Source organism: Sphingopyxis sp., assembly GCF_036402335.1.
Classification (GTDB): domain Bacteria; phylum Pseudomonadota; class Alphaproteobacteria; order Sphingomonadales; family Sphingomonadaceae; genus Sphingopyxis.
Map to the genome: position 1 here is coordinate 1 of NZ_DASWTD010000156.1, position 1,997 is coordinate 1,997.

The following is a 1,997-nucleotide window of genomic DNA, read 5'->3' on the forward strand; positions in this document are numbered from 1 at the left end:
CACAAGGCTGACCTTTACTGACCTTTGGACAATGTTGCAGCGGCAGCGGCAGCTCTTCCACCCCATAGCCGACATCCGCACCGGCCTTAGGGCTGTCCCTTCGGATCCAGCCGCTCGCATAGCTCGTTCACCCTGTCGCGCAGTTCGTGAAAGCGCAGCTGGTCCAGCTTTTCGTGCAGCCGCATGATCTCGAGTTCGGCGCGCAGGTTGATCTCGTAATCCAGCTTTTCGGTCAGCCGATCCTTCGCTGCCTGCCGGTTCTGGCTCATCATGATCACCGGCGCCTGGATCGCCGCGAGCATCGACAGCATCAGGTTCAGGAAGATGAATGGAAAGGGATCGAAGGCGAGCCCGAGGCTCGCAAGCGCCTTCGAATTGATCAGCATCCATATGAAGAGCACGAGCGCGAAGGCGATGATGAAGCCCCACGACCCGCCGACCGCCGCGACCCTGTCGGCGAGCCGTTCGCCGAAGCCTGCCCGCTCAGCGGGATCGTCGTCATCGTCGTCGGCGACTTTCTTGCTGGTCGGCGCCCGCTCGGCGATCGCGCGAATGACACGCTGTTCGCCCTCGTCGAGCTCGTCATAGGCGCGGCCGAGCAGCCGCAGCGACAGGTCCGAAATCTTCTCTTCGCGGTTCATCCGCCTTACCCGATCCAGCGCCAGATCCCGGCGACCATAAACCCGAGCGCGCCATGCGCCCAGGTCGCGGCGAGCCACAGCACGATCCCGCCGAACAGCGCATGCGGCCGCGGGATCGTGTCGCCCCACGGCGTCGCGCCGCTCAGCTGCCGCGCAAAGGGAATAAAGCTCGTCCGCGCCGCCCAGTGGCGCCACGCATCGCCCATCAGCCGCGCCTTCTTCACATCCTGTCCGGCCGAGCCGACGAGCGCGAGAAAGACGATCATGCCCGACAGGACGATCTGCGCCCCGGTCGGCACCACGATCGCATGCGCGATTCCCCATAGCGCAAACCCCCACATCATCGGGTGCCGCGTGATCGCGAAGACCCCGCGCGGCGCGCCCTGTGCGGCAAAGGCGGCGTTCGGCGCGGGCAGCGCCGGATTGCCGATCAGCGACCCCATGAACAAGATGCTGGCGAACAGCACGAGCAGCGACGCGAGCGCCCATAACCCGTCGCCGACCACCCATAACGGCGGCTCGGGCGGCATGCCGCGCCACGCCTGGATGACCATGATGAAGGTCGCGATCGCGACGATCGAATAGACGATCTGGAACGCGCGCTCGCCCATTCGGTCGGCAAGCGGCGCGCGCAGCGGATGCGACAAGGCGAAATGCGTACCAACGAACAGGACGCACGTCGTGACCAGCAGCGACATCGGTTGCATTGGGAACCCTCTCCTTCTCCCTTCCCCGGTGCCGCGCGCTGGTCAGACGCGGCGTTCAGCGATCATAGGCCTTGGGCAGTGCCCCTTCCTGCGGCGTCCGGTAACGGTCGCGCAGACGGTCCTGCCGCGTCGTCAGCGATTGCGCCTTGCCGTCGATCCACACCGCGGTCGGACGACTGCCGAGTTCGAGCGGATCATTGTCCCAGATCACGACGTCACCGGCGCGACCCGGACGCAGCGAGCCGATGCTGGCGTCCATGCCGACCGCACGCGCGGGCACGCTGCTGATCGATGCGAACGCCTGGTCCCATGTCAGCCCGCTCGCACCCGGAAGCCGCGACAGCCCGACGAGGTTGCCGGCATATTGCGTGGCATAGCCCATTTTGTGCGCATCGTCGTCGTCGAACACCCCGACCGACACATCGACCCCCGCGGCTTTGAGCCGTCCGGCGTTCGACTGCGTCGCGCCAAGCTGTTCAAAGCTCGACGGCAGATCGGAAAGCGGCGAGACAAGAACGGGCACCTTGGCTGCCGCGATCTCGCGCGCAACAAGCCAACCTTCGGTCGCACCGACGAGGACGAGCTTCAGCGCGGAGAATTCCTGCCGCAGCTTCAGCACATTGACGATGTCGGCGGCGCGGTCGACGCG

3 protein-coding genes are annotated in these 1,997 nt (G+C 65.8%); all 3 read right to left on the minus strand.

Annotation, left to right across the window (positions count from 1 at the left end; translation table 11 throughout):
* Nucleotides 1-86: 86 nt before the first annotated feature.
* Nucleotides 87-641 carry a DUF1003 domain-containing protein gene (locus VGD20_RS04875; RefSeq protein WP_331133370.1) on the minus strand — a complete coding sequence of 185 codons (555 nt, stop codon included), beginning with the start codon at nt 639-641 and terminating at the stop codon, nt 87-89.
* Nucleotides 642-646: 5 nt separating this feature from the next.
* On the minus strand, nt 647-1,348 hold the full coding sequence (locus tag VGD20_RS04880) for an NnrU family protein (RefSeq protein ID WP_331133371.1): 702 nt from the start codon (nt 1,346-1,348) through the stop codon (nt 647-649).
* A 55-nt stretch (nt 1,349-1,403) separates the two neighbouring features.
* Nucleotides 1,404-1,997, minus strand: a 594-nt coding sequence (locus tag VGD20_RS04885; protein ID WP_331133372.1) for an amidohydrolase family protein, incomplete at its 5' end; no start/stop codon positions are given.